Origin of the sequence: Flavobacterium zubiriense, assembly GCF_041729725.1 — a bacterium.
Taxonomy (GTDB): Bacteria; Bacteroidota; Bacteroidia; order Flavobacteriales; family Flavobacteriaceae; genus Flavobacterium; species Flavobacterium zubiriense.
The window spans coordinates 25,671-49,705 of record NZ_JBCFQL010000010.1 but is presented as its reverse complement, the minus strand read 5'-3'; the positions used below and the strand labels follow the sequence as shown (position 1 = coordinate 49,705).

The following is a 24,035-nucleotide window of genomic DNA, read 5'->3' as shown; positions in this document are numbered from 1 at the left end:
TTTGCTTTTTTTGTCGATACAATTAACAACAGCTTCCTCCTGGTGGGCAGCAGCTGGTCTCTGTATTGTTGTCAGATAATTTTTGTTTGGACGGAGGGATTCCACATTGATCTTCTGCTAAACAAGCGGTTTGTTTGTTTAATAAAGTAAAATCTTTACCATTGAAACCTAAATCATATTTTCCTATTGTTTCGGATTGATATTCTACTTCTATTTCGAAATCTCCAATTCCTAAAACTTTTTCAGATAGCGTAATGATATCCAATAGTTTTTTAGGTTTTAAACGGTGATCAAAATCATTGGCATTCCATAATTGGAAATTAACAACGGTTTCTTTTCTCACTACTCCGCCGCAATCAATAAAGTTTTTAGAAATCAAGCCGACTTCGGTTACGTGAAAATGTTCAGGAACATAAGTTCCGTTTGGTAATACAAAAGCAACTGTTTCTACGCTGCTCAATAGATTTTTAATTTCTGATAATTTCATTTTGTACTAATTTAAAAATTAACAACATTCATTTTTCTTGTTCTCTAAATAGGTATTTACATGATTAAAAAAGAGCTTTATTTTATTAAAACCTTCTTCGTTCAAGCAATAACAAATTGCATTTCCTTCAAAGTTTCCTTTGATAAGTCCGGCGTTTTTAAGTTCTTTCAGGTGTTGCGAAATAGTAGGTTGGGAGAGTGGTAACTCATTTACAATATCACCACAAATACAGCTATCCACTTTTATAAGGTATTCTATAATGGCAATTCGTGCTGGATGACCTATGGCTTTAGCTAAAGTCGCCATTTCGTTTTGTGTATCGGTAAAGTGTTCGGATTTTGTAGTTCCCATCGTAATATATTTATATTGCAATATTACGATATAAAAGCAATATAATCATCATTTTGTGTAAAAAAAATGAGGCTGTCTTTTTTAGATAGCCTCATTTTGAAAATTAATAGTTAGTATTTCTTAATCATTATAAACATTTGAACCATGTTCGTGGATATCTAATCCGTCAATTTCTTCTTCTTTAGTAACTCTCAATCCCATCAATTTTTTAAGAACAAAAAGTACAATAAAAGAGGTTACGATAGCCCATGCGCCTATTGCAACTACTCCTGTAAGTTGAACTCCTAGTTTTTCAAATCCACCTCCGTAAAGTAATCCACCATCAGTAGCAAAAACACCAACTAATATAGTACCTAAAGCTCCACAAACTCCGTGAACAGATATTGCTCCAACCGGATCGTCAATTTTAAGTTTTTTGTCGATAAATTCGATTGAGAATACTACAGCAATACCACAAATTAATCCTATGAAGAATGCACCAACAGTATCTACAGCAGCACAACCTGCAGTTACACCTACTAGTCCAGCTAATACACCGTTTAATGTCATAGAGATATCTGGTTTTTTGTAGATAATCCAAGTTACAAACATAGCAGCTATTGCTCCAACAGCTCCAGCTAAATTTGTCGTGATAAAGATTCCAGCTACAGCAATTGCATTGTCTCCAGAGATTGCTAATTGAGAACCTGGGTTAAATCCAAACCAACCCATCCATAAAATGAATACCCCTAAAGCTCCTAACATAATGTTGTGACCAGGAATAGCATTTGAAGTTCCGTCAGCATTGTATTTTCCAATTCTAGGTCCTACCATTGCAGCAGCAACTAATGAGGCCCATCCACCTACAGAGTGTACTACAGTTGAACCAGCAAAATCAGTAAAGCCCATTTGAGCTAACCAACCTCCACCGTTCCATACCCAGCTTCCCGAGATTGGGTAAATTACTAAAGTCATTAAAAGAGAGAAGAATAAATAAGTAGTAAATTTAGTTCTTTCAGCAATAGCTCCAGAAACAATTGTAGCAGCAGTAGCAGCAAAAACAGTTTGAAAGAATAAACTGTGCATATCAGCAGCAGTGTCAAAAATCAAACTTGGAGTTCCTATGAAACCACTAATTGAATCTCCGTACATTAATGAGTAACCAAGTACCCAGAAGGCAATGCTACCAATACAAAAATCCATTAAGTTTTTCATTATAATGTTTCCTGTGTTTTTTGATCTTGTAAAACCAGCTTCTACAAGAGTAAAACCAGCTTGCATGAAAAACACTAAAATTCCGCAGATTAATACCCACATTAAGTCTAATACAGCATTCGTATCCATAATATATATTTTATAAGTTAATTTTAAAAAATGATTTAGTTAACAGCGTCTGTTCCTTTTTCTTTGGTTCTAATTCGGTAAGTTTCCGTGATATCAGAAACAAATATTTTTCCATCTCCAACCATTCCTGTTTCTGCCGCATTTAAAATAGCGTCAATGGTTCTTTCTAAAAAAGGATCTGAAACTACTATCGAAATATATCTTCTTTGGATATCTGAAGTACTGTAAGTGATTCCTCTGTATACGTGTCCTTCTTTTTCGTTACCAACTCCAGTAACGTCCCAATAGGTAAAAAAGTTAACCTCAATTTGGTGCAATGCTTTTTTAACATCCTCAAATTTAGATTTTCGTATCACTGCTTCGATTTTTTTCATAATAAATGGGTTTTAAATTGATTTATGGTAAAAGTTTTCTATTGTTTCTTTTTTTAAAGTTTTTTATTTTCAGTTAAGTGTTAGTTTCTTTTGGTTTTCATAAAAGGTATTTGTGTTTTTGAATAATTATTAGTGATTGTGTTTTTTTGTTATTGATAATGGCGAATTTATCAACTTTTGATTTAAAAATATCAAAGATTTGGTATTTTTTGCTTAAAACATGAAAGAATTGTCAATTACCGAAAATCAAATCAAAATAATGTATAATCTTTAATTTCGGTAATTGAATTTTGATATTTTCATAAATGTATTTTTGTATGTGCCCCTAAAAAAATAGGGTTGTTTTAGTAAAGTGTGTTTTTTTTACGTCTTTTTGGCTTAATTTCAATGCATTTTTATATTTTAACCTATAAAACAAGTGGGTGATTGAGTTTTTTTGTGTAAATTATACAAATAAAACAGGAGGAGTCGAGCTAAAATAATTGAGATATTACCCGTTGGGTGAAATTATCAAAAACCTCAATGGTAGTGTTTTTTGCGTAATGAAATGAAGCGAAAAATGTATCGAGAACCGTTTTCTATTCAATATTTTCTTGTTCTCGATACAAATTTTCCGAAAAAGCTGTCGCGTTTTCTGAAAATTCACTCGAACTGACGAAAATTTAATATCCAAAAACAATTTCACCCAACGAGTAGATTTTATTTTCTATTACTAAAAGTGAAATAGTTAAAAACTGAAAATAAAAGAAATGAGGTAAGAATAGCTATTCATTAAGCCATTTGTATAAAAAAATAAACCCTTTTAGTCTTAAACTAAAAGGGTTTGAAAAGTTTGTTTTTAAGAGGATAAGCTATAATTTAGGCATATTAGAAACAAGAGTTTCGATAAATTTACTAATTGGTCCTTTTACCATCATTGCCATCATAGGATTGAAACTTCCTTCGAAATCTAATTTTACTGAACTTGAATTAGACGAAACACTTTCAATATTAGTTATTAATGTAAAAGGCACTTTATCACTTGCTGAACCAAAAACAATCTTGTTTGGAGCTATTTTTTCATTTACTTTCAGTTGTATTTCAGGCATTCCTTTTAAACCAAAAAGAAATGAATCATCTCCAATAACTTCAAACTTAGCAATGTTTTCAGGCATTAATTTTTCGAAATTTTTCATATCGGTCAATAAATTAAATAATTCATCTGCCGATTTTTCAAGGTTAACCTTTGGACTTTCTAAGTTCATGATTTTGTTTTTTAATTGCTATCTACTTGTCCCCATGTAGAAGGAGTAACGCTCCATTCTCTTAAAGTGCTTTCTTCCTTTTCTGTAATGTATTTTTTAGCTACAGCTAAATTCAAAAGATTTTGATAATTACTAAGAGTATATAAATCCAGTTTTGCATTTTTAAAGTTTTCTTCGGCCACATCAAAACCATAAGTAAAAATGGCAGCCATACCTTTAATATTAGCTCCTGCAGCACGCAAAGCTTCAACAGCAAGCAAACTACTGTTTCCTGTACTAATTAAATCTTCAACCACAACTACATTTTGTCCTTTTTGCAAGAAACCTTCCACCTGGTTTTGACGACCGTGTTTTTTAGGTTCTGGACGTACATAAACAAAAGGTAATCCCATGCTTTCGGCAACAAGCATACCTATTCCGATAGCTCCAGTTGCAACTCCAGCAATAACATCTGGTTTTCCAAATTGTTTTTCTATGTTTTTTGCAAATTCATCTCTCACATAATTTCTTATTGCTGGAAATGAAAGTATTAAGCGGTTATCACAATAAATGGGTGATTTCCACCCTGAAGCCCATGTAAAAGAATTTTCAGGATTCAATTTAATTGCATTTATTTGTAAAAGCAATTCGGCTGTTTTTTCGGCTGTATCTTTATTAAAAATCATAGTACAAATGTATAAAGTTTTTGTGAACGACAAACCACTTTTTTTGACAAATAAAATCTCTAAAGAGACAGATTTTCAGTTGTTTTTATTGGAAAGCATTGATATAAAGCAAATTATAGTTAAAATTTTTCAAAATAAAATTCAAAAAGCTTATCTCTATCATCCTGATGAAAAGGAGATTATGAAAACCTTAAAAGCTAAAATCCCAGTGAATAAAGCAGGTGGAGGCTTAGTGTATAACAAAAAAGGGGAAGTTTTGTTTATTTTTCGAAATGGGAAATGGGATTTGCCAAAAGGAGGTGTCGAAAAGAAGGAAGAAATTGAGCAAACTGCTATGCGCGAGGTGGAAGAAGAGACAGGTGTCAATCAATTAAGAATTATAAATAAACTGCAAAAAACCTATCATGTTTTCAAGCGTAACGGGGTTTATAAATTAAAAATAACCCATTGGTTTGAAATGTTTTCAGATTTTGAAGGCACACCTCAAGGGCAATTAGAAGAAGGTATTGAAAAAGTAGCCTGGATTCATCCAAATGACATTCCGGAAGTTTTGAAGAACTCTTATGAGAACATTAAATTGTTATTTGAAGAAGATAAACAGTTAAAAATTTAATCATTTTGTTCTATTAATCATTCTTTTTACTGTTTCTAAAATATAATATTGAGACAATCTCCTAGTTTTTTTCATACAATTTTGCTTTTTAACTAAATACAGGAATAATTTTTGTTGTTTCAAAAATGTAATTTTATTAGATCAAAGTCGTTTAATATTAGATGATTTTTTTTAAATATTTTGGTATTATTAAAAACTAAAAATTATGAAAACATATAAAGTTGCTATGGTATTCTTGCTTTTTTTTAATGTTTTAACTGGGTTTTCTCAGGAAAAGACAAGAAAGCAACTTAGAATTGAAAAAAGCATAGAAAAGAAAAAAGAGATTGAAAAACTAATTGATGCTAAAGAATTTCAATTTGTTGCTCGAAATTTAAATTCGCAAACTTTTAGAATGGTCGATTTAAGTATCATTCCTAATTTTATCCAGTTTAAACCTGATTTTATAAAAAGTGAAATGCCTTTTTTTGGCAGAGGATTTAGCGGATTAGGTTATGGTGGTAGTGATACAGGATTAAAATTTGAAGGAAAACCAGAAAAATTTGTAGTAAACAAGCAGAAAAAAGGATATCAAATTGATGTTGCAGTTAAAGGACAGCAGGATTTTTTTAATATCACGCTTTCTGTACTATTTGAAGGAAGTAGCACACTAACCATCATTAGTAATAATAGAGAATCTATTTCTTATTTTGGTGAAATATCGCCATTGGAAGAAGAAGAGAAAAAATGATATGTACCAAAAAACGTCCCAATTTTTGGGACGTTTTTTATACCTGATTGCAACAAATTATATTAAAAACAATATTTGTTTTCGGCAATAATTTTAGCACTAATAGTTCTTCTAATTTCTACAATGTTGGGCATGTTGGTATACTTAGTATAACGTCTCAATCCCATTAACATCATGCGTTGTTCATCGCCTTCGGCAAAAGAAATGATGCTTTCTTTTCCCTTTTGAGTAATGATATCGACTGCTTTATAAAGATATAATTTTGCCATTGCAATTTGTTCTTTAATATTAGCTTCTCCTTCTTTTTTAGCTAATTTCTCTGTTCTTAAAATAGTAGATTCAGCCATGTAAATTTCGATTAAAATATCAGCAGATGCAATTAACAATTGTTGGTGCTCGTCTAAATCAGGACCGTATTTTTGAACAGCACCACCAGCAACCATTAGAAATGCTTTTTTCAATTTGCTAATCATTTCTTTTTCTTCAGAAAATAATTCAGAATAATCAGGAGTTTCAAATGATGGAATTCCCATTAAATCTTCTTGTACTTTTGAAGCTGGACCTAATAAATCCACATGACCTTTCATGGCTTTTTTAATTAACATTCCTACTGATAGCATTCGGTTGATTTCGTTAGTTCCTTCGTAAATTCGAGTAATTCTGGCATCACGCCAAGCACTTTCCATAGGAGTGTCTTCAGAGAATCCCATTCCTCCAAAAATTTGAATTCCTTCATCAGAACAATTCTGAATGTCTTCAGAAACCGCTACTTTTAAGATAGCACATTCTATAGCGAATTCTTCCACGCCTTTTAATTCGGCTTCCTGTTGTGAAGCACCTTCACTTTCGCGAATGGAAATTCGTTCTTCAATGCTTTTTGCCGCTCTGTAAACCGCACTTTCACCTGCGTAACAGCTAGTAGCCATTTCGGCTAATTTGTATCGAATGGCACCAAATTTAGAAATAGGAACATTAAACTGCACTCTTTCATTCGAATATTTAGCCGATCCAGTGATGATTCTTCGCTGTGAATCCAAACAGGCTGCTGCCAATTTAATACGACCCACATTCAGTGCATTCATCGCAATTTTAAAACCATTTCCTCTTTCAGAAAGCATGTTTTCTACAGGAACTTTAGTTTCATTAAAAAAAACTTGTCTTGTTGATGAAGCACGAATTCCTAATTTATGTTCTTCTTCATTGGTAGAAATTCCGTTTTCGGGATCGTTTTCGATAATAAAACCAGTGATGTTTTTATCGTCTTCAATTCGGGCAAAAACAATAAAAAGCGAACAAAATCCAGCATTGGTAATCCACATTTTTTGTCCTGTAATTTTGTAATGAGTACCATCTTCAGATAAAACAGCTTTTGTTTTTCCAGAATTGGCATCGCTTCCAGCACCAGGTTCAGTAAGGCAATAAGCACCAAACCATTCGCCAGAAGCGAGTTTAGGAACGTATTTTTGTTTTTGCTCCTCTGTTCCGTATAAGGTAATTGGTAACGTTCCAATTCCTGTATGCGCTCCAAAAGCACTAGAAAATGATCCTGTTGCTCCTGAAATGTAATCACAAACCAGAACGGTTTCTACAAATCCCATTCCCATTCCGCCATAGGCTTCAGGAACAGAAATTCCTAAAAGTCCAAGTTCAGCCGCTTTTTGCATACATTCGACCGTGAAAGCAAAATCTTTTTTTTCAAAACGGTCTTTGTTGGGCCAAAGTTCTTTGTCAACAAATTCCTTGACCATGTCGCGCATCATTTTTTGTTCTTCCGAAAAATCTTCTGGAATAAAAATGTCTTCGCATTTTGTTTCTTTTACGAGGAATTGTCCGCCTCTTGTTTTGTTGTCCATGATTTATTTTTTTTAAAGAGAAAATAGAATAAAGAATATAGAAAAGAGAAACTAGAGTTTAAATTTTCAAAATAGACTTTATTTTAGTCCATTTTGAAATCCCATAGTCATTCTTTGAAATTCTTCTACTTTTTTTTCTAATTGATTAAATGTTTTTTCATTAATGTATTTTCGATGTTTTGCTACTATTAATTGAGTGTTTAATTCAAATGAAGAACCTAGAGAGATATCTATAAAGTGGCTAAAAGATTTGTCAGTTCTAGAAGAACCTTCAGCAATGTTACTTGGAATTGAAACGGAACATTGACTTAACTGAGAGCTTAAATCATATCTTTCGTGTTTTGGAAATTCTAAAAGGATATCAGAAACATCATTTGCGATTTCTATTCCAAGTTGCCAAATTTTCAAGTTTTTATAGTTATGACGCATTTCTCATTCTTTTTAGTCTATATTCTATTATCTCTATTCTTTGTTCTATTTTCTTCTAAAGCAATTCAAAAATCCCTGCTGCTCCTTGTCCTGTTCCTACACACATAGTAACCATTCCGTATTTATTACCTCTGCGTTTCATTTCGTCAAACAATTGAACGGATAATTTTGCTCCGGTACAACCTAGAGGATGACCTAATGCAATGGCACCTCCGTTTACATTAACAATATCAGGATTCAAGTCTAATTCTCTAATTACTGCCAAGGATTGAGAAGCAAAAGCTTCGTTTAATTCAATTAAATCAATGTCTTTCAATTGCAATCCTGCTTGTTTTAAGGCTTTTGGAATGGCTTTTACAGGGCCAATTCCCATGATTCTTGGTTCTACTCCAGCGGATGCGTAATTGACTAATCTTGCTATAGGTGTTAGGTTTAATTCTTTCACCAATTCTTCGCTCATAATCAAAACAAAGGCAGCACCATCACTCATTTGAGATGAAGTTCCTGCTGTTACACTTCCGTCAGCGGCAAATACGGGTCTTAGTTTAGCCAAAGCTTCTAGTGAAGTATCGGCTCTTGGTCCTTCGTCTTTGTTTACGGTATATGATTTTGTCTCTTTTTTGCCATTGTCATTAACAAAAGTTTGTTCGATAGTAATTGGAACAATTTGATTATCAAATTTACCTTCGTTTTGTGCTTTCAGTGCTTTTTGATGCGAATGATAACCAAATAAATCCTGGTCTTCTCTGGAGATATTGAATTGTTTGGCAACGGCTTCGGCTGTTAGTCCCATTCCCCAGTAATAATCTTCGTGACCAGCTTTGGCAACGGCATAATCTGGAGTAGGTCGGTAACCGCCCATTGGGATAAAACTCATGCTTTCGGCCCCACCGGCAATAATACAATCTGCCATTCCTGATTGGATTCGGGCAGTTGCCATTCCGATGGTTTCCAATCCCGAAGCACAATATCTGTTAACGGTTACTCCGGGAACATCATTAATTTCTAATCCCATTAAGGAAATTAATCGTCCAAAATTCAATCCTTGTTCGGCTTCTGGCATAGCGTTTCCTACCATAACATCATCGATTCTTTTTTTGTCGAAATCAGGCAATTCATTCATCATGTGTTGAATGGTTTCTGCTGCCAATTCATCAGGGCGTTTGAAACGGAATACACCTTTTGGAGCTTTTCCAACTGCAGTGCGGTATGCAGAAACAATATATGCTGTTGTGTTTTTCATAATTCTTATTATTTTGATATTTTACAGTTCGCTCCTACGGAGCTAAATTTAATTTCAAACTATATTTTTTACAAACAGTAAACCTCTACGAGGTTTTTTTAGTGCTTTTTCTATTACGGAACTGTTTTGTAAAGATTTTAATTAGTATCATGTTCTTTTTTGCTCCTATTTATTTGCCTCGTAGAGGCACACTGTTTGTAGCATTAAGTTGCGAATTTGTTGATGAGCTCCGTAGGAGCGACCTGTTTATAATTCGATCCATTCAAATAAATATTTTTCCTCATATTCAATTTCAAATTTTTCTAAAAAGGCAAGATATTCTTTTTTAAATGTTTGTTTTTTATGATGTTCTTCTTGGTTTAAAATGTATTTTATCACATTGTCAAGATGACTTTTTGAATAAGAGAATGCTCCATATCCTTCTTGCCAACTGAATTTTCCATTAATCCATTTACTGTCATTAATAAATTTTGATGAACCAGCTTTTATATCTCTCACCAAATCAGATATTACAATATTTGGCTTAATTCCAACCAAAATATGAACGTGGTCTGGCATTGCAAAAATGGCTAATAACTTTTGTTCTCTATTGGAAACAATACCTGTAATGAATTTATGTAACTCTTCACGGTTTTCTTTTTTGATCAAATTTTCTCTTCCTTTTACGGCAAAAACAATTTGGATATAAATTTGCGAATAGGTATTTGCCATAAATTCATTTTTTTACAGGTCGCTCCTACGGAGCTAAAACTAAAATTATTCTATTTTCTACAAATAGTTGACCTCTACGAGGTCATTGCTTTTTGCCAAATCTTTAATTTTTCAAATTGATACTAATTTCTCAAAGGTTTCCCCGACTTTAACATATACTGGATACGCTCCATTGTTTTTCTTTCGGTACAAAGAGACAAGAAAGCTTCTCTTTCTAAATCGAGTAAGTATTGTTCAGAAACCAATGTCGGTTCAGATAAATCACCTCCAGCCATGACATAAGCTAGTTTGTTTGCAATTTTTTTATCGTGTTCCGAGATGTATTTACCAGCAAGCATTTGGTCGGTTCCTACTAAGAACATTCCCAAAACTTGTTTTCCTAAAACTTTGATATCATTTCTTTTGATAGGTTGAGTGTAACCCGCTTCAGCCATTAATAAGGCATGTTTTTTTGCTTCGGCAATTTGGCGGTCTTTATTTACTACAATAATGTCTTTTCCATGCTGTAAAAGTCCAGTGTCAAAGGCTTCATAAGCAGAAGTTGATACTTTTGCCATAGCAATGGTCAGGAAATATTCCTGTAAAGTATTGAGTTCTACATCATTTTTTCGGAACAAGTCGGAGGCACGTAAAGTCAATTCTTTTGAACCACCGCCGCCAGGAATCACACCAACACCAAATTCAACCAATCCCATGTAGGTTTCTGCTGCTGCAACCACTTTATCGGCATGAAGACTCATTTCGCATCCACCACCAAAAGTCATTCCGTGTGGTGCAACTACTACAGGAATTGAAGAGTAACGCACACGCATCATTGTATCCTGAAATAGTTTGATTGCCATATTCAGTTCGTCGTATTCCTGTTCCACAGCCATCATGAATATCATTCCGATATTGGCACCAACCGAAAAATTAGCGGCTTGATTTCCAATCACTAATCCTGAATATTCTTTTTCAGCTAAATCAATTCCTTTGTTGATGGCTTGCAATACATCACCACCAATAGTATTCATTTTCGATTTGAATTCGATATTCAAAATTCCGTCGCCTAAATCTTCAATGATAGCACCACTGTTGCTCCAGACTTTTTTGCTTTCGCGAATGTTATTCAGAATGATAAAAGCATCTTGTCCCGGAACTTTAGTTTGTGATTTGGTTGCAATATCATAGAAATAAGTAGCTCCTTCTTTCACAGAATAAAAACTATTGTTTCCTGAAGCCAACATTTCATTTACCCATGGAGCAGGAGTATGACCTTCGGCTTTTATCATTTCGATTCCTTTTTCAACCCCAATGGCATCCCAAATTTCGAATGGACCATTTTCCCAGCCAAAACCCGCTTTCATGGCATCGTCAATTTTATATAATTCATCTGAGATTTCAGGAATTCTATTGGAAACATAAGCCAATAATGCGGCGAAACTTTTTCTGTAAAATTCGCCCGCTTTATCTTGTCCTTTTATTAAAACTTTAAAACGATCAATAGGTTTATCAATGGTTTTTGTGAGTTCTAAAGTAGCAAACGAAGCTTTTTTAGCTGCACGATATTCTAAAGTATTCAAATCCAATGAAAGAATGTCTTTGTCTACTTTTTTGTAAAAACCTTGTCCCGTTTTGCTTCCAAACCATTTGTTCTCGACCATTTTGGTAATGAATTTCGGAAGTTTGAATAATTCATGCGCTTCGTCTTCAGGACAGTTTTCGTAAATTCCATTGGCAACATGAACCAAAGTATCTAAACCTACTACATCAACAGTTCTAAAAGTAGCCGACTTTGGTCGTCCAATAACAGGTCCTGTTAATTTATCGACTTCTTCAATAGTCAGATTCATTTCTTTTACCAAATGAAACAAACTTTGGATTCCGAAAACTCCAATACGGTTTCCAATAAAGGCAGGAGTATCTTTGGCAACAACCGAAGTTTTTCCTAAGAATTTTTCTCCATAATTATTCAAAAAAACCAATACTTCAGTCGAAGTTTTTGGTCCCGGAATAATTTCGAATAATTGTAAGTAACGCGCCGGATTAAAAAAGTGTGTTCCGCAGAAGTGTTGCTGAAAATCATCACTTCGTCCTTCACTCATAAAATGGATTGGAATCCCAGAAGTATTTGAAGTCACTAAGGTTCCCGGAGTTCGGTATTGATCGATTTGTTCGAAAACTAATTTTTTGATGTCCAAACGTTCTACCACAACTTCTATAATCCAGTCTACATTAGCAATTTTTGCCATATCATCCGTGGTGTTTCCAGTGGTGATTCTGCTAGCAAATTTTGCACTGTAAATAGGGGAGGGTTTTGATTTTAGGGAATTAGCCAAATGCTCATTGACAATTCGGTTCCTAACTACTTTACTTTCCAGAGTGAGTCCTTTTTTGCTCTCGGCTTCAGTAAGTTCTTTTGGAGCAATATCCAAAAGCAATACTTCGACACCGATGTTTGCAAAATGAGAAGCAATTCCTGAACCCATGATCCCTGAACCGATTACGGCAACTTTTTTAATTGTGCGTTTCATAAGTTGTTACTATTTATTTTTATCTGAATTTATTATCGTTACTAATGAATTATTTTTTGTTTTTTTCGGTTGTAGCGATTCCATTTTCTCTATTTTCAGATGGGTTAAATATTTCTTTATCTTGTATTAATTTGTTGATGGTTTCGGCAACTTCTATAAAGTTTTCCCATTTTTCATCAGAGATATGTTTTTTAATACTTTCATTAAATTGGATAACGGTACTTTTAGATAAGGCTCTTTTTTCTTTTCCTTGATCTGTTAGGTAAATTAACACTCCTCGACCGTCATTTGGATTTTTCTTTTTTATGATTAATCCTTTTTCTTCCATCGATTTTAATATACGAGTCAGGCTTGTGGGTTCCATTCCCATTTTTGGGCCTAAAGCAGTAGATGGCGTTCCTTCTTCTTTGTCGATACTTAATAATGTAAAACCAGTTGCCATTGTAGCTCCATATTTAGTAGCTTCTTCATTGTACATTCTGGAAATAGCTTGCCAAGTCGCTCTTAAAATATAGTCTATCGTTTTGTTTTTCATGTGGCATGCTGATTAAATTTCTCTCAAACAGAAAATCATTTTTTTATCATAATCATTTTATTTTAATCTAAAAATTATGATATTAGCATTGTTGTTGTTTCAAATATAAGAAATAATAGTATGCATGCATAATATAAAACCGCTATTTTTTTGTTAAATAATGGTTTGGCTTAAAAAAAAAGAGATTGTTTCACACTGTATGAAACAATCTCTTTTTTAGTTAAGAAATAGCTTTTATTTAAGCACTATATATTTTTTGATATAAATCCTGGTATTTTTCTAAAACGTTTTTACGTTTCAATTTAAGAGTTGGTGTCAATTGTCCACCATCAATAGACCAAATATCTGGAGTAAGTTCAAAACGTTTTATTTGTTCCCAATGACCAAATTTAGGATTAATAGAATCAATTTCCTGTTGGATTCGGGCAATAACTTTTTCGTTAGAAACGATACCCTCGTGCGATTTATCTAAGTCAATTTTATTCTTTTTAGCCCATTCAATTATAAAATCAAAATTAGGTTGGATAAATGCAGCTGGCATTTTTTGACCTTCGCCTATAACCATAATTTGTTCTATAAAACGCGATTGTTTCATTGTGTTTTCAATAAGTTGAGGAGCAATGTATTTTCCACCCGAAGTTTTAAACATTTCTTTTTTGCGATCGGTAATTTTTAAAAATCCATCTGGATCCATATTTCCTATGTCTCCGGTATGGAAATAACCATCGGTAATTACTTCATTAGTCAGTTTTTCGTTTTTGTAATAACCCATCATTACATTAGGCCCTTTGCAAAGAATTTCTCCGTCTTCGGCAATTTTCACTTCAACATTATTAATTACTTTTCCAACAGTTCCAATTCGGAAACCATAATTTCTCATATCATTTACAGCAATTACAGGCGAAGTTTCGGTTAAACCATAGCCTTCCATAACGGGTATTTCGGCAGCGGCAAAAATTCGAGACAAGCGTGTTTGCAAAGCAGCACTTCCAGAAATCATAACTTCTAGTTTGCCTCCAAGTCCTTCTTTCCATTTGCTAAAAATAAGTTTTCTGGCAATTTTAAGTTGGAGTTCATACCAAAAGCCATTGGCTCCATAGGGTTCATATCGCAATCCTAAATCAATTGCCCAGAAGAATAATTTCTTTTTAATTCCGGTAAGTTCTGCTCCTTTAGCATAAATTTTATCATATACTTTTTCGATTAATCTAGGAACAGCAGTAATTACTGTAGGCTGAACTTCTTTTATGTTTTCTCCAATTTTTTCAATGGATTCTCCAAAATAAATCGATACACCATAATATTGGTATAAATACAATACCATTCGTTCGAAAATATGACAAATAGGTAAAAAGCTCAAGGCTCTGCTTTTTCCTGCTTGAAATGGAATTCTAGGAGCACTACCTAAAACATTTGAAACAATATTTTGATGTGAAAGCATCACACCTTTTGGATTTCCCGTTGTTCCCGAAGTATATATTATTGTAGCTAAATCTTCGGTATTGATGCTGTTTTTTCGGGCTTCAACTTCATCTTGATTATTTTCGTCTTCTCCAAGTAATAGTAATTCATTCCAATTTTTGCAATTGGTAATAGGATTAAAACTGTAAACTTCTTTTAGGTGAGGTAATTTGTCTTTGACTAAGTTTATTTTTCTTAATACTTCTTCGTCAGAAACAAAACAGTAGCTTGCTTCACAATGGCTAAGAATATATTGATAATCATATTCAGAAATAGTAGGATATATTGGAACAGTTTGTGCTCCAGTTTGCAAAACACCAATATCAACGATGTGCCATTCAGATCTATTATTAGAGGAGATGATGGCAATTTTATCGTCTTTTTTTATTCCCATTCGCAATAATGCTCTGGAAATACTATTGGACTTAGCAATATATTCTTGTGTAGATATTTTTACCCAAACCCCATTTTGTTTTGAAGTTAAGGCGTCTGGAATAGAAGTAAACTCATCCTGTTGATGGTACGGGAAGTCAAAAATTCGGGTGATTGAGTTCATAGCTATGGTTTTGGAATACTATGCAAAATAGGAAAAAATATTGAATTTTTATTTTTATATCATAAAAAATGCCTTAAAAATAAATTTAATTATAAGATTAGGTAGCTTATTTTTTAATATCATTTTAAGTTTGTTCATTATTTACTGGAGAACAGTTGTTTTTTTAGTATTTTTATTAGTTGAAGGACAGTTTATAAAAAATAGAACTATAGTTTTTATCTATTATCAATTGTTTTTAAATAGATTTATTGTAGCTAGATTAGCATTTCGAAATTAATAACAAAAAACAAATAAATATGGAAAATACAAACAATTCAAACGGTGGTGGAAAATGTCCATTTTCTGGAAGCGCTCCTAAGCAAAGTGCAGGTAATGGAACGCAAAACAAAAATTGGTGGCCTAATCAGCTAAAAGTTGATATTTTACGTCAACATTCATCAAAATCTAATCCAATGGACGAAGAATTTGATTATGCAGAAGCATTCAAATCATTAGATTTAGAAGCAGTAAAAAAAGATCTACATGCTTTGATGACCGATTCTCAGGATTGGTGGCCGGCCGATTTTGGACATTATGGACCATTTTTTATTCGTATGGCATGGCATAGTGCTGGAACTTACCGCGTGCAAGACGGACGAGGTGGCGCTGGTTCAGGTCAACAACGTTTTGCTCCATTAAATTCATGGCCTGATAATGTGTCTTTAGATAAAGCCCGTCGTTTGATTTGGCCAATAAAACAAAAATATGGTAATAAAATTTCCTGGGCTGATTTAATGATCCTTACTGGAAATATCGCTTTAGAGTCTATGGGATTCAAAACATTAGGTTTTGCCGGTGGTCGTGCTGATGTTTGGGAGCCAGACATGGATGTATATTGGGGTTCTGAAAAAAACTGGCTTGGTGGAGATATTCGCTATGCGCATGGTTCTCATGGAGTAGCAGGAGACGGCGTAGTTCCTTCTGATGATGATGCAGATGGAAAAGTTCATTCCCGTAATTTAGAAAATCCTTTGGCTGCCGTTCAAATGGGATTAATTTATGTAAATCCAGAAGGACCAGACGGAAATCCTGATCCTATTTTAGCAGCCCATGATATTAGAGATACTTTTGCCCGTATGGCAATGAATGATGAGGAAACGGTGGCATTAATTGCTGGTGGTCATACATTTGGTAAAGCTCACGGTGCGGCTTCAACGGATCATGTGGGTAAAGAACCAGAAGCTTCGGAAATCGAAGAATTAGGTTTTGGATGGCAAAATAGTTTTGGAACAGGTAAAGGTGCTGATACTATTAGTTCAGGACTTGAAGTTACCTGGACGAGTAAACCAACAGAATGGACCAACTTATTTTTTGAATACTTATTAGATTTTGATTGGGAATTAACAAAAAGTCCTGCGGGTGCTCATCAATGGGTGGCTACAAATGCTGGCGCAATTACTCCAGATGCACACGATCCTAACAAAATGCACCGACCAACGATGCTAACAACCGATTTATCTTTACGATTTGATCCAGAATATGCCAAAATATCAAAAAGATTCCGCGAAAATCCAGATCAATTTGCTGATGCTTTTGCAAAAGCCTGGTTTAAATTAACACACCGTGATATGGGACCTCTTTCACGATATTTAGGTCCAGATGTTCCTCAGGAAGTGTTTACATGGCAAGATCCAATTCCTGCTGCAGATTATGAATTAATAGACGCTAATGATGTTGATGTGTTAAAATCTCAAATTTTAGGATTAGGATTTTCGGTATCAGAATTAGTGACTACTGCATGGGCTTCGGCATCTACTTTTAGAGGTTCTGATAAACGTGGTGGTGCTAATGGAGCACGCATTCGATTAGAACCACAAAAAAATTGGGAAGTAAATAATCCAGTTCAATTAAGTAAAGTCTTTACGGCTTTAGAAAATATTCAAAGTAAATTTAATAACGCAAACATATCTAAAAAAGTTTCTATTGCGGATCTAATTGTATTAGCGGGTAATGTTGCTGTAGAAAAAGCAGCAGCTGATGCAGGAACAAGTGTGACTGTTCCATTTACTGCTGGTCGTACAGATGCTACTCAGGAACAAACAGACGTTGAATCGGTTGGGTTTTTAGAGCCAATTGCTGATGGTTTTAGAAATTACAGAAAAAATAAAAGTGCTGTTTCTACTGAAGAATTACTAATTGATAAAGCACAATTGTTAACCTTAACTTCTCCTGAATTAACTGTTTTGATAGGTGGTTTGAGAGCTTTAGATACTAATTTTGATGGATCAAAAAATGGTGTATTAACGACTCGTCCCGGACAATTAACGACAGATTTCTTTGTTAATTTGTTAGACATGGGAACAGCCTGGAAAGCAATGGACGAAAGCAAAGAAATTTATATTGGAATAGATCGTAAAACAGGTCAGCCTAAATGGACAGGAACTCGTGTGGATTTAGTATTTGGCTCTAACTCTGAGTTGAGAGCTATTGCTGAAGTTTATGCCAGTGCTGATGCTCATCATAAATTTGTGAAAGATTTTGTGGCAGCATGGAACAAAGTAATGAATTTAGATCGTTTTGATTTGGTTTAGTTCTTGAGCTTTGGTCTAAAAAACCAAAATATAAAAGCTCTCAAAAAGTTAGAAACTATTTGAGAGCTTTTTCTTTTGAGATAATCTTTAATTTTTTGAAGTTAAAGGAATATAGAAAATTAAACTATTTTTAGTTCTTGTAATTTCTATAAGGTTGATTTATTTTCAAAAAGATAAAATACTTCTAACACAAATAGAACTAAAACAGAAAACGATGAATTTTATTGATTTTTTGGGTTTCTCTGTAGGAATATGTGTTACAATTTCGGTTATTCCACAAATTTGGAAAGTATGGAAAACTAAGAAAGTAAAAGACATTTCGTTGTTGACTTTTAGTGTATTGACTTTTGGAATAGCATTGTGGGTGGTGTATGGAGTTTTAAAAAATGACATGCCAATAATTGTTACTAATAGTATTTCGTTGTTGTTAAATATAGTAATGGTTTATTTTATTATTTATTATGAAAAAGAGTAATCCTAAAATAAAGTAAAAATGAAAGATAAAAAAGACGGTAAAAGTAGTCTTGTGGACAAAGACAGAAAAATTGATTTAGCCAATGAATCGCAATCTGATAAGAAGCCTAATAATCAAACGAATGAAGAAATCGCTGAGCAAGGTTTTACAGTTAGAGATGGTCATAATCCCAACAAACCTAATCCATATCAGAAGCTAATCTGATTTAGAATAGGGAATTTATTTTGAAATTTTTGATAAGGAAATAAACAACATAAACATAAATGAAAATATAAAAAAAACATACTGATATTGTTTTTAAAAAAGTAATAATAAAAAATCCCGTAACGAAAAATGAATTCTGTTACGGGATTTCCATTTTTTGTTTATCCTTCAATTTTTGCCGAAAGTTCAAACCAGCGTTCTTCTTTGGTTTCCATTTTGGTGATGATACTTTCTAATTCTTTAGCCTTTTTCTCGATGTCAGTATCAGCTACTTTTCCTTCTGAGAATAATTGTTCGATTTTAGTTTTTTCGATTTCTAAATCTTTAATTTCTTTCTCGATTTTTTGATATTCTTTTTGCTCGTTGAAAGTTAAATTTCCAGTTGGATTTTTTTGTTTCCATTCCTTTTTTTCGGTTTTGTTGTCTTCTTTTTGAGCTACATCGGAGCTGTCTTCATAGCTTCTAAAATCAGAATAGTTACCAGGGAATGTTTCAATCTCACCTTGTCCTCTAAAAACAAATAATTGATCAACAATTTTATCCATGAAATACCTGTCGTGAGAAACTACTAATAAACAACCAGGATAATCCATTAAGAAACTTTCCAGGACGTTCAAGGTTACAATGTCCAAATCATTTGTAGGTTCATCCAGAATTAAGAAGTTTGGATTTTGAATTAATACCGTACATAAATACAAACGTTTTAATTCTCCACCACTCAATCGATCTACAAAATCATATTGCTTTTTAGAATCAAAAAGGAAACGCTCCAATAATTGGGAAGCCGAAATTAATCGTCCTTTCATCAACGGAATAAATTCTCCGTATTCTTTAATCACATCAATAACACGTTGTCCTGGTTTTGGGTTGATTCCACTTTGTGTATAATAACCCACTTTTATGGTTTCGCCTGTTACCACTCTTCCACTATCAAGCGGCAAGGTTCCTGTAACCAAATTTAAGAAAGTTGATTTTCCAGTTCCGTTTTTACCAATAATTCCAATGCGTTCCCCAGGTTGAAAGTCAAAACTAAATTCATCTAAAATTACATGATCCTTAAATTTCTTAGAAATTTTATGAAGCTCTATAATCTTGCTTCCCATGCGTTCCATGTTGATTTCCAATTCTACTTTGTTCTCTTTACGACGACTTTGCGCTTTTTCTTTGATAACGTAAAAATCATCCTGACGCGATTTAGATTTGGTTGTTCTCGCTTTTGGCTGACGACGCATCCATTCTAATTCTTTTACGAATAGGTTTTGTGCTTTGTCTACACTCGCATTTTCAGAAGCAATTCGTTCTTCTTTTTTCTCTAAGTAATACGAGTAATTTCCTTTGTACTGGTATATTTTTCCGTTGTCCAATTCTATGATTTCGTTACACACACGCTCCAAAAAGAAACGGTCGTGCGTAACCATAAACAAGGTAATATTTTCTTTAGCAAAATAAGATTCTAACCATTCGATCATCTCTAAATCGAGGTGATTGGTAGGTTCATCCAAAATCAATAAATCAGGACGATTTATCAAAATGATAGCTAGAGAAAGACGCTTTTTTTGTCCACCCGAAAGACTTTTTACTTTTAGTTTAAAATCTTCTAACTTTAATTTGAATAAAATTTGCTTGTATTGGGTTTCAAAATCCCAAGCATTGTGCTGATCCATTCCGTCAAAAGCTTTTTGATAGGCTTCTTCGTCTTCCGGATTTTCTAATGCTTTTTCGTAAGCTTCGATAATTTTTAAAGTTTCATTGTCCGATGCAAAAATGCTTTCTTCAATCGTCAATTCGTCTTGTAAATTATTGTCTTGAGAAAGAAATGCCATTCGGATGCTTTTACGCAAAATAACTTGTCCCGTATCAGGTTCGTCAAAACCATTAATAATGTTCATTATTGTTGTTTTTCCAGAACCATTTTTGGCTATAAAGGCAATTTTTTGGTCTTTGTTAATTCCAAAAGAAATGTTTTCAAAAAGAGTTCTTTCTCCAAAAGATTTGGATATATTTTCGACAGATAAATAATTCACAGTTGTAATTTTTTTGGCAAAAGTAAGCTATTAAATGACTAATTGCGAATTGTTTGTTTTAATCCGTTTTGAATTGTTCAAGATATTGCAATAAATAGCTGCTTAAATCGAAATGATGAATTTGCTGCGGATTATTAGCAATGGGTTTTTTAATAAAAGATTCATTGGTTAAATAAAATAATTTTCCATCTTGGGTTGCAATTCCTTCAATTTGATGAAAAGGCAGCTTGAGTTTTAATTTTCGTTTGTTTCCAGATAAAAAATCGTGGTTTTTAAAATCGTATAAAAGATAAATGAATGTTTTTCCTGTTTTAGAATAACCGCAAAGTGCAATTAGTTTTTTATTTTCTAAGTAAGTTGCGCCAGTAACTAGTCCTTTCACATTGAGAGTTTCTTTATATTGAGCAATATGTTTTCCAGGGTTTTTAGGCAATACATAAATATTGGTTTTCTTTTCATTCCATTGTTTGCTAAACAAATAAATACTGTCTTTAGAAACTATAAAAGCTTCACAATCAAAGTTGGTTTTATTAGGTTTTGCTTGAGAAAAATCAGTTTGATCTGAATAAGAAAACGAAATGGTATCAATTACAGCTTGATTTGCTAAGAAAGATTTTTTCTCAATTCTTAAAATATGTAAATCGGTGCGATTGCCTCGATAATTATTACCAAAATCGCCAATATATATGTAGCTACTGTCTTGCGAAATCTCCTCCCAATCGGTATTGTTAACTTTTTCAAGTTTGATTTTCTTTTTAATTTCACCTGCAGCATCTAATCCGTAAATGTTAGTGTCAGTATCATCATTGTGGGTCCATAGCAAATTATCGAATGCAATTAAGCCCGAAGTTTCTACAATAGCACTACTGAGTTTATTTGAAAAAAAAGGTTTTAGATTTTTATTCTTGTATTTACAACTTCCGTCATTAATGGTTGCTTTTGGATTGTAGTTTTTTGACAAAGGATCCGTACACCCTGAAATTTGAGATTGGATTTGGCTAATTGAAAACAGAAAAAATAATAAGAAAGCTTTTTTCAATGGGATACAATAATTTAGGAATAGGTTCTTTATTATACTTCAAAAGTAAGTGATTTTTATGGATTGATTATTTAATCATCTTAAGAGAAGCTTTCCTATTTTTGAAAAAAAGATTACTTTTAGAAGTAAAAAAGAAAATAAAATAAGCCTTTTTCCATTACCAATCGGGCGTTTCAGGTTAATTTGTTGTAAAAAGCAATCGATTCGTACACTTGTTTTTTTATCAAATTGGTAAAATACCATGTATTTAGGTTTTGATTTTTATTAATAAGTGAATTATTGTTTTGAAAATGAGTTGCTTGTTATAATTAATATAGGAAAGCTACATTTAATATAATTTATGTTTTAAGAATTTAGTAATTTCGCAAACAGAAATTAAAAAACTACCTTTTGGGTTAACAATATGGCAAGATTCGAATTAAAGCTTCCAAGAATGGGAGAAAGTGTCGCAGAAGCAACCATTACAAACTGGTTGAAACAAGTAGGCGATAAAATTGAAGCCGATGAGGCGGTGCTAGAAGTTGCTACCGACAAAGTGGATAGTGAAGTACCTAGCGAAGTTTCGGGGGTTTTAGTAGAACAATTGTTTTCAAAAGATGATTTGGTTGCCGTAGGACAAACTATTGCCATCATTGAAACAGAAGGCGAGGATGAAGATGCGGAAGATGAAATTGAAGAAACAATTGCACCAGAAATAATTGAAGAAGTAACAAAAATAATTAGTCCCGAAGTGTCGGGAGCAAAAGAAAGTGTTTCAGCTCCAACGATAACAAATAGTAATTCTGAAAAATTCTTTTCGCCACTAGTCAAAAATATTGCTGCTGCCGAAGGCATTGCAATGGAAGAATTAGAACAAATTCCAGGGACAGGAAACGAAGGAAGAGTAACTAAGAATGATATTTTAGAATACCTTAAAAATAGAACGAATGCTCCTCAGGTTGAGGTTGTAAAGAAAGTTGCTGAAGATGCACCATCAAAATCAGCTATGTCTGTTTCAGTAAGTGGTGGAGACGAAATCATTGAAATGGATAGAATGCGTAAGCTGATATCGGGTTATATGATGGCTTCTATTCAAACTTCGGTGCATGTACAATCCTTTATTGAGGTTGATGTGACCAATATTGTAAAATGGCGCGATAAGCATAAAAATGATTTCGAAAAAAGAGAAGGAGCTAAATTGACTTTTACTCCCATTTTTATGGAAGCCGTTGCTAAGGCTTTGAAAGATTTTCCAGGAATGAATATTTCAGTTGATGGCGATTATATTATTAAAAAGAAAAACATCAACCTAGGTATGGCAGCCGCTTTGCCAAATGGTAATTTGATTGTACCTGTAATAAAAAATGCAGACCAGTTGAATTTAGTAGGTATGGCTAAGGCTGTGAATGATTTAGGAAATCGTGCTAAAACAGGAAAACTAAAACCAGACGAGACTAAAGGCGGAACCTACACGGTAACTAATGTGGGTTCTTTTGGAAGTGTTTTTGGTACGCCAATTATCAATCAGCCAGAAGTGGGAATTTTAGCATTAGGAGCTATCCGAAAAGTACCAGCAGTTATAGAAACTCCGGAAGGCGATTTTATTGGAATCCGTCAAAAAATGTTTTTAACACATAGCTACGATCATCGTATCATTGACGGAGCTTTAGGAGGGATGTTTGTAAAAAGAGTTGCCGAATATTTAGAGGCTTTTGATAGTAGCAGAACCGTTTAATTTGATATTACTAATAATGAAAATGCCCGAAAGTTTTAAAAGACTTTCGGGTTTTCTTTTTTAAACTGTTGTTTAAATTAAACTCAAAACTTTATATTTGTAATTATATATGATAAAAAATGGAATTAAAACTCAATAGACCGATTTGCTTTTTTGATCTTGAAACTACAGGAATTGATATTGGAAAAGATAGAATTGTTGAAATATCAATTTTTAAAGTTTTTCCAAACGGAAACAAAGAAAGCAAAACCTGGTTAGTGAATCCTACGATTCCCATTCCACCGCAAACTACCGCAGTTCACGGAATTACTGACGAAAAAGTAGCTAACGAACCTACTTTTAATGAATTAGCAACTCAGGTTTACAATATGATAAAAGACAGCGATTTGGCTGGATTTAATTCGGATCGATTTGATATTCCGCTTTTGGCAGAAGAATTGCTTCGTGCGGGAGTGGATTTTGATATGAAAAACAGAGTTTCTGTTGATGTTCAAACCATTTTTCATAAAAAAGAAGAGCGTACTTTGAGTGCTGCATTAAAGTTTTATTGTGGACAAAGTTTAGAAAATGCACATTCGGCAGAAGCAGATACGATGGCGACTTACGAGATTTTAAAAGCACAACTAGAGCGTTATCCTGATTTGGAAAACGATATGAAATCGTTATCTGAATTTACAACTAGAAAAAAAATAGCTGATTTTGCGGGAATGATTTCTTTTGATAAAGATGGAAATGAGATCTTCACTTTTGGAAAACACAAAGGCGTAAAAGTGGATGTTATTTTAGAAAAAGAACCCGGTTATTTTAGTTGGGTTCAAAATGCTGATTTCCCTTTGTATACTAAAAAGGTATTGACAGCTATTAAACTTAGAAAATTAAACACGAAATAGTGTTCAGTATACAGTGTTCAGTTTACAGATT

At 33.4% G+C, this 24,035-nt stretch carries 22 protein-coding genes; 7 read left to right on the top strand and 15 right to left on the bottom strand.

Annotation, left to right across the window (positions count from 1 at the left end):
• Positions 1–22: 22 nt before the first annotated feature.
• The 6 genes from AAGV28_RS10320 to pyrE form a co-directional block, all read right to left on the bottom strand.
• A complete protein-coding gene (locus tag AAGV28_RS10320; protein WP_373406733.1) occupies positions 23–487 on the bottom strand; it encodes a DUF6428 family protein in 465 nt (154 codons plus the stop codon).
• Positions 488–505: 18 nt separating this feature from the next.
• On the bottom strand, positions 506–838 hold the full coding sequence (locus AAGV28_RS10315; RefSeq protein ID WP_373406732.1) for an ArsR/SmtB family transcription factor: 333 nt from the start codon (positions 836–838) through the stop codon (positions 506–508).
• Between the two features lie 120 nt (positions 839–958).
• Entirely contained in the window at positions 959–2,161 is a 1,203-nt protein-coding gene (locus tag AAGV28_RS10310) for an ammonium transporter (RefSeq protein WP_373406731.1), read from the bottom strand.
• Positions 2,162–2,196: 35 nt separating this feature from the next.
• Complete coding sequence (locus tag AAGV28_RS10305; RefSeq protein ID WP_373406730.1) at positions 2,197–2,535, bottom strand: P-II family nitrogen regulator; 339 nt, start codon at positions 2,533–2,535, stop codon at positions 2,197–2,199.
• Positions 2,536–3,386: 851 nt separating this feature from the next.
• Positions 3,387–3,779: an SRPBCC family protein gene (locus AAGV28_RS10300; RefSeq protein ID WP_373406729.1), complete on the bottom strand. Its 393-nt coding sequence runs from the start codon at positions 3,777–3,779 to the stop codon at positions 3,387–3,389.
• Between the two features lie 11 nt (positions 3,780–3,790).
• Positions 3,791–4,444, bottom strand: coding sequence for an orotate phosphoribosyltransferase (gene pyrE / locus AAGV28_RS10295; protein ID WP_373406728.1), 654 nt, complete (start codon positions 4,442–4,444; stop codon positions 3,791–3,793).
• 7 nt (positions 4,445–4,451) lie between these two features.
• Between pyrE and AAGV28_RS10290 the strand changes: the two genes are divergently transcribed.
• Positions 4,452–5,057: an NUDIX hydrolase gene (locus tag AAGV28_RS10290; RefSeq protein WP_373406727.1), complete on the top strand. Its 606-nt coding sequence runs from the start codon at positions 4,452–4,454 to the stop codon at positions 5,055–5,057.
• A 205-nt stretch (positions 5,058–5,262) separates the two neighbouring features.
• On the top strand, positions 5,263–5,787 hold the full coding sequence (locus AAGV28_RS10285) for a DUF4251 domain-containing protein (RefSeq protein ID WP_373406726.1): 525 nt from the start codon (positions 5,263–5,265) through the stop codon (positions 5,785–5,787).
• Between the two features lie 62 nt (positions 5,788–5,849).
• On the opposite strand, the gene AAGV28_RS10280 is transcribed toward AAGV28_RS10285, so the two are convergent.
• From AAGV28_RS10280 to AAGV28_RS10250, 7 genes are all read right to left on the bottom strand, one after another.
• The gene (locus AAGV28_RS10280; RefSeq protein WP_373406725.1) at positions 5,850–7,640 is read right to left on the bottom strand and encodes an acyl-CoA dehydrogenase family protein; all 1,791 of its coding nucleotides are present in this window, start codon (positions 7,638–7,640) and stop codon (positions 5,850–5,852) included.
• Positions 7,641–7,718: 78 nt separating this feature from the next.
• Positions 7,719–8,069 carry a four helix bundle protein gene (locus AAGV28_RS10275; RefSeq protein ID WP_373406724.1) on the bottom strand — a complete coding sequence of 117 codons (351 nt, stop codon included), beginning with the start codon at positions 8,067–8,069 and terminating at the stop codon, positions 7,719–7,721.
• A gap of 55 nt (positions 8,070–8,124) precedes the next feature.
• Positions 8,125–9,312, bottom strand: coding sequence for an acetyl-CoA C-acyltransferase (locus AAGV28_RS10270; protein WP_373406723.1), 1,188 nt, complete (start codon positions 9,310–9,312; stop codon positions 8,125–8,127).
• Positions 9,313–9,558: 246 nt separating this feature from the next.
• Complete coding sequence (tnpA, locus tag AAGV28_RS10265) at positions 9,559–10,023, bottom strand: IS200/IS605 family transposase (protein ID WP_373406722.1); 465 nt, start codon at positions 10,021–10,023, stop codon at positions 9,559–9,561.
• Positions 10,024–10,145: 122 nt separating this feature from the next.
• On the bottom strand, positions 10,146–12,536 hold the full coding sequence (locus AAGV28_RS10260) for a 3-hydroxyacyl-CoA dehydrogenase/enoyl-CoA hydratase family protein (protein WP_373406721.1): 2,391 nt from the start codon (positions 12,534–12,536) through the stop codon (positions 10,146–10,148).
• Positions 12,537–12,585: 49 nt separating this feature from the next.
• Positions 12,586–13,071 carry a MarR family winged helix-turn-helix transcriptional regulator gene (locus AAGV28_RS10255; RefSeq protein ID WP_373406720.1) on the bottom strand — a complete coding sequence of 162 codons (486 nt, stop codon included), beginning with the start codon at positions 13,069–13,071 and terminating at the stop codon, positions 12,586–12,588.
• A 238-nt stretch (positions 13,072–13,309) separates the two neighbouring features.
• A complete protein-coding gene (locus tag AAGV28_RS10250; protein ID WP_373406719.1) occupies positions 13,310–15,088 on the bottom strand; it encodes an AMP-dependent synthetase/ligase in 1,779 nt (592 codons plus the stop codon).
• Positions 15,089–15,384: 296 nt separating this feature from the next.
• On the opposite strand from AAGV28_RS10250, the gene katG reads away from it, so the two are divergent.
• The 3 genes from katG to AAGV28_RS10235 all read left to right on the top strand — a co-directional run bounded on the left by katG (position 15,385) and on the right by AAGV28_RS10235 (position 18,337).
• Positions 15,385–17,658, top strand: a complete 2,274-nt coding sequence (katG, locus tag AAGV28_RS10245) for a catalase/peroxidase HPI (protein ID WP_373406718.1) — start codon at positions 15,385–15,387, stop codon at positions 17,656–17,658.
• 214 nt (positions 17,659–17,872) lie between these two features.
• Positions 17,873–18,133 carry a SemiSWEET family sugar transporter gene (locus AAGV28_RS10240; protein ID WP_373406717.1) on the top strand — a complete coding sequence of 87 codons (261 nt, stop codon included), beginning with the start codon at positions 17,873–17,875 and terminating at the stop codon, positions 18,131–18,133.
• Between the two features lie 18 nt (positions 18,134–18,151).
• Positions 18,152–18,337 carry a hypothetical protein gene (locus AAGV28_RS10235; RefSeq protein ID WP_373406716.1) on the top strand — a complete coding sequence of 62 codons (186 nt, stop codon included), beginning with the start codon at positions 18,152–18,154 and terminating at the stop codon, positions 18,335–18,337.
• Positions 18,338–18,498: 161 nt separating this feature from the next.
• Here the strand turns inward: AAGV28_RS10235 and AAGV28_RS10230 are convergent, their stop codons facing one another.
• Both AAGV28_RS10230 and AAGV28_RS10225 read right to left on the bottom strand, forming a co-directional pair.
• Positions 18,499–20,361 carry an ABC-F family ATP-binding cassette domain-containing protein gene (locus AAGV28_RS10230; RefSeq protein WP_373406715.1) on the bottom strand — a complete coding sequence of 621 codons (1,863 nt, stop codon included), beginning with the start codon at positions 20,359–20,361 and terminating at the stop codon, positions 18,499–18,501.
• Between the two features lie 58 nt (positions 20,362–20,419).
• Positions 20,420–21,400: a T9SS C-terminal target domain-containing protein gene (locus tag AAGV28_RS10225; RefSeq protein WP_373406714.1), complete on the bottom strand. Its 981-nt coding sequence runs from the start codon at positions 21,398–21,400 to the stop codon at positions 20,420–20,422.
• A gap of 403 nt (positions 21,401–21,803) precedes the next feature.
• On the opposite strand from AAGV28_RS10225, the gene AAGV28_RS10220 reads away from it, so the two are divergent.
• Together AAGV28_RS10220 and AAGV28_RS10215 are read left to right on the top strand one after the other, a co-directional pair.
• Entirely contained in the window at positions 21,804–23,114 is a 1,311-nt protein-coding gene (locus tag AAGV28_RS10220) for a dihydrolipoamide acetyltransferase family protein (protein WP_373406713.1), read from the top strand.
• Positions 23,115–23,233: 119 nt separating this feature from the next.
• The gene (locus AAGV28_RS10215) at positions 23,234–24,004 is read left to right on the top strand and encodes an exonuclease domain-containing protein (RefSeq protein ID WP_373406712.1); all 771 of its coding nucleotides are present in this window, start codon (positions 23,234–23,236) and stop codon (positions 24,002–24,004) included.
• Positions 24,005–24,035: the final 31 nt, after the last annotated feature.